We start from the raw sequence: 4774 nt of genomic DNA, 5'->3' as shown, positions 1-4774 counted from the left end.
TAATCCCGCTCGCCGGAAGGACCGGTTCTGTTTTGCAGAAAGATTGCATCAGATTTAAACATCATGGTCTCGTTTTAGGCGGGACTACTGATAAAACGCTTTTAGTTATGCATAGGAATAGAATGTAAATGAATCGATTCATATTTTCAAAATGAACCTTTTAAGATTCATAACACTACTACTGGTAGGGCAATTATTTGTATTAGATGTTCATGCCAATGAATCTATCATCAATCAAGAGCTAATAAAAAAGATAGAAAAGTCATATTGTCTTGCTGAAAATTGGTTCATAAACAACATCAAAGAAGACGGGTCGTTTAATTATTTATATGATCCTCTTAGTCGAAAATACTCAAAGAAAAACAATATGATTCGGCAACTTATGGCATCAAGGCTTTTGGCAGAGTTGAGCCATGAACGAGATGAATTAAAGAACCTACATAAAAGAAATTTAAAAGCGATCTTTAAATTCTGGTACAAAATTGATGATAAAGGACGTGGTTTTATAATATTTAATGGGAAATCAAAACTTGGCGCAAATGCCATGGCTCTTAGGACGATATTGTACAGCCCTTTTTATGCAAAATATCAGAAACAAACACATCAATTATTAAAAACGATTCTATCTGCAGTAAATAATGACTACTCACTGCAACCGTGGTTTGTTGAACCTCCTTATTCGTATAACCATGACTACCTATTAACATTTTATTCTGGAGAAGCGATTTTAAGTCTGGCTGAATATTATTCAAAGACCGAAGATCCTCAAATCTTAAAAATTGCGATTAAAATTCAAGATTATTATATTGAAAAATATGTAAACCAAATGGATTATAATTATTATCCTGCTTATGTGCCTTGGCATACAATGTCAATGTTCAAACTATTTGAATTAACAGGTGATAAAAACTATATTGACGCCATTTTTAAGCTAAACAACAAGCTCTTGAAACTTTTAGATACAAATGAATTTGTTGGACGGTTTTATAATAAAGAATACCCGTTTTATGGTAAGCCACATTCATCATCAGATGGAGTGTATACTGAGTCAATTGCTTACGCCCTGAAAGCAGCTTTAATAATGAAAAACAAAAATTTAATCCAATTTTATAAAAATTCTATAGAACTTTCTTATCAAAATTTGAGTTCACTTCAGTACACAGAAACAAACCTGTACAGTAATGATTATTTAGTAGGTAGTTTTAAAATTAAAAAAAGTAGTGACATAGTACGATTAGATTCTAACCAGCATATAATGGATGCTTACAGAGCAATTCTATCCATCGGAACAGGGGTTAACTAAAAGCGTTTTATCAGTAGTCCCGCCTAAAACGAGACCATGATGTTTAAATCTGATGCAATCTTTCTGCAAAACAGAACCGGTCCTTCCGGCGAGCGGGATTAGTGATAAAACGTTGTTGAACAATGCCGCAGATCTGGGCCGGATGCGCTTGTTTTAACTATGGGGTTTATATCGCCTGTCTTCTGGCGGTGCAAGGAAAACATGAAATTATTTTTGAGGAGATGCCTTAAATTGTTACCTGTTGTTTGTCGCATATTGTTTTGTTTTGATATGAAGGCCGGATCGGGAGCAATGCTGCCTGTTTCTATGCGCACCTCACCGGTATGGCCTGCTGCCATTTTATTTGCCATAAATTGTTTCAGATCAAAAATCGTTTTTAAGAGGTATTCCAGGCAGCCTCCTTTCGAGATGGCAAAATATAGTCAATATACTCCGGCAACAATTCATAAAGCCTTGCCAGTCGACCTTTACCGCATTTGGGACATGTCCTGATATTGATACCGGTAAGCCTTTGCATCATCATTTCCAGGGACTCAGGACTGGTATCAGCTTTGTCTTCGTTACCATTCTGGGCCAACTGCCTTATTAGTCGTATGTTCTGTGTTTTATACCGGGGGGACAGAAAGCCGAAGTGCCGGATTTTCTTGAATCCCTTGGGCAGAACATGGAGCAGAAATCTTCGGATGAATTCAATAGCATCAAGGGTCATCTCCTTGGTGGTATTGTTCTGTGCCCGATCTTTCCAGGTAAATATTACTTTTCCATTTTCAAAAGATTTGACTCGGTGATTTGAGATGGCGACTCGGTGCGTGTACCTGCCCAGATACTCAAGAACTTTCTCAGGGCCTGAGCAGGGGGATTTGGCATAGCCGGACCATTTCTTTTTCCGGATGGTTTTGATCAAACGGTTGAATCCGGCTGATGTTCCATATTTGGCTGTATTGCCGGGAAACTTGAGATCTCCGGCTTTGTATAATTCCTTGAGGCCCTTGATATAGATCCCCTTGAATGCCTTGACCAGGGAACTCGTTTTGAAAAGATAGTTCTTTTTGGAAGGGGTCCAGGTTGTTCGGTCGTCTGACAGTACGCCTCCGGGTACAAGGCAGTGAAGATGAAAATGGTCCAAGATGGTCTGGCTCCATGTATGAAGTACGCCGATAAATCCTGGTCTGCCCTGGAGCCGCCATTGGGGATCGGCGGCAAATTGTTTAATGGTCCGGTTGACCGAAAAGAACAGCAGGTCCAGCAAAGATTTCATATTGCACAGAATGACCGGGTTCAAATCGTGGGGCAGCGTGAATACAAGATGGTAATAGGTGGCCGGTAAAAGTTCCGACTGCCGGCTGACCAGCCAGCGTTCTTTGGTTATGGTCTGGCACTTGGGGCAATGCCTGTTCCTGCATGAGTTGTAGGCATTTTGCTGGTGATCGCAGTTGATGCAAAAATCAATATGACCTCCCAAGGCTGCTGTCCGGCAAACTATAATCTTGTTCAAGACTTTTATCTGTTCGTGTGAGGCGTTAAACTTTTCCAGGAAGCGATGCCCTGCCTGTCTGAAAATATCTGCCATTTCATGTTTTGGTCTGCTGCTTTGGTCGCAGCAGTCAACAATCATTGGAGCACCGCATCGACAGGGCTGATCACTTTGGATATGGCATCATTACTGATGTGAAGATACCTTGCGGTTGTTTTGATGGATTTATGGCCGAGCATCTGCTGAAGGATGTATGTCCGGGTTCCCTGTTCCAGAAGATGGGTGGCAAAGCAGTGGCGTAATGTATGGATGCCTTTCCCCCTTTTGACACCGGCTTCTTCTTTTGCGTTGTAGTAGATTTTCTGTGCGGTCTCAATAGGCATTGGTTTTGTTTTTGTCTTTCCAAAAAAAATCCAATTTCCGGGCCGATAGGCACGCCAATACTCTTCAAGGGTCTTCAATAGGGTATCTGACAGCACTGTATATCGGTCTTTTCTGCCTTTACCCTGTTCGATCCGTATCATTTTGCGGGATCTTTCGATGTGGATCGGTTGGAGCTTGACCACCTCACTGACCCGCAGGCCTGCACTGTAAACGGTCAAAAGAAGGGTGTAATGCTTGAGGTTTTGGCATGCGTTTAAAATCCGATCAACTTCCTCCCGGCTGAGGGCCATAAAAATTTTCTTTTCCCGGGGCCGAGGTGGTATGAACAGCTTGGTTTTACGGTTCAATACGTTTTTATAAAACCGTTTGATCCCTGAAAACTGAACATTGCAACTGCTCCATGCCAGCTTTCGATCCGCGATAATATAGTGCAGATAGTCCTGGATTTGTTCATTCGTCAGTTTGTCCGGCGATTGCCTGTGATAACCGGCAAGTGATTTGACAGCGTTCATGTATGCTGCATTCGTTTTGGGCGAAAGCCGATGAAGGGTCAGGTGCCTTTCAAATTTTTGTCGAAGTTCTGTCATTTTTACCTCCTGAAAATTATGGGTGGGTGTTCAGGAGAATGATGAAACAATACGGGCTAAATATAAAGAAAATTATATTGATCTGTTTAAATATTAATGACTTAGATTGTGGATTGGCTTCCTTCCGCGAAAGCGGTTTTGTTCAACAAATGATTAGCTATATTCGAAAATTTTTAGATAAAAGGACAAATAAAGATGACCCTATGAAAACATGGAGTTTTTGGGTGGTAAATTTAACAGCACCATTAATTCTTTTGATTATTGGCACTTGCATGAACTATCAGACGAATTCAAAAATTGCTAAAATAAACTTAATTAAACCTCATGTTAAAGCAACATGTGAACTCAGTACTGGGAAGCCAACACCAAAAGAACTTTTAGAGATAAGAGACGTTAATAATACTGGGGAAAAAGCATCAATTGATGCGGATGTGCCCGACCCATTCGTTAATATGAAGGTGAGCAATATTGGACAAGGGCCTGACGAAGATTTAATAGTTTATTTAAAATTTTATGACTCAAATAAAATAAAAGCTATAAAGAAGATAAAGACTAATCCTAGTTATATGCTCGTAACCGAGAAGAGAAAATCTGATGATGAATTGTTCCTTAACGTAAAAAAGTTTCCCGGAAAATATAGTTTGCATTACAAAGTATATTTGAAAGATATAATTACAAAAAAACCTTTAATAGAAGTGGAAACGCATTTCGGATTATGGGACTCGGAGATATTAGAAATATCTAAGATTATTAGACCTGAAAGAATCATTGCATTGATCTTTTCCCCAAAAGAAGCCTGTGCTATGGGAAATAGATTAAAGGAACCAAAAAAAGATTCAAAAAATAGGAGTTGGTCTGATACTGATATTGATTCAGGTTTTGGGGGTGATGGAGATGGTGAGGGTGTAAATCGTCCCTGTTGTAGTAATCAAGCAGCCATTATCTGCTCAGTTCGATGATCCCAAAATTCATCCCACCATCCATTGGCTCTTAATATCCTGAGGGACAACATAGGATTTATGGATT

General features: G+C 39.8%; 5 protein-coding genes. 2 read left to right on the top strand and 3 right to left on the bottom strand.

Annotated features, from left to right (window positions below):
• Window positions 1-151 precede the first annotated feature (151 nt).
• A complete protein-coding gene (locus Q1Q15_RS25325) occupies window positions 152-1303 on the top strand; it encodes a beta-L-arabinofuranosidase domain-containing protein (RefSeq protein ID WP_300465558.1) in 1152 nt (383 codons plus the stop codon).
• A gap of 98 nt (window positions 1304-1401) precedes the next feature.
• Here the strand turns inward: Q1Q15_RS25325 and Q1Q15_RS25320 are convergent, their stop codons facing one another.
• Genes Q1Q15_RS25320 through Q1Q15_RS25310 form a run of 3 tightly spaced genes read right to left on the bottom strand, consistent with a single transcriptional unit; the run spans window position 1402 to window position 3748 of the window.
• A complete protein-coding gene (locus Q1Q15_RS25320) occupies window positions 1402-1653 on the bottom strand; it encodes a hypothetical protein (protein ID WP_300465555.1) in 252 nt (83 codons plus the stop codon).
• A 26-nt stretch (window positions 1654-1679) separates the two neighbouring features.
• The gene (locus tag Q1Q15_RS25315; protein ID WP_300465553.1) at window positions 1680-2873 is read right to left on the bottom strand and encodes an IS91 family transposase; all 1194 of its coding nucleotides are present in this window, start codon (window positions 2871-2873) and stop codon (window positions 1680-1682) included.
• Window positions 2874-2914: 41 nt separating this feature from the next.
• Entirely contained in the window at window positions 2915-3748 is an 834-nt protein-coding gene (locus tag Q1Q15_RS25310; RefSeq protein WP_300465550.1) for a site-specific integrase, read from the bottom strand.
• A gap of 38 nt (window positions 3749-3786) precedes the next feature.
• Between Q1Q15_RS25310 and Q1Q15_RS25305 the strand changes: the two genes are divergently transcribed.
• The gene (locus tag Q1Q15_RS25305) at window positions 3787-4707 is read left to right on the top strand and encodes a hypothetical protein (RefSeq protein ID WP_300465548.1); all 921 of its coding nucleotides are present in this window, start codon (window positions 3787-3789) and stop codon (window positions 4705-4707) included.
• Window positions 4708-4774: the final 67 nt, after the last annotated feature.

This window comes from Desulfobacula sp. (assembly GCF_030145145.1).
GTDB lineage: Bacteria > Desulfobacterota > Desulfobacteria > Desulfobacterales > Desulfobacteraceae > Desulfobacula.
The sequence above is the reverse complement of the archived record's forward strand: the minus strand, read 5'-3'. Positions and strand labels throughout refer to the sequence as shown.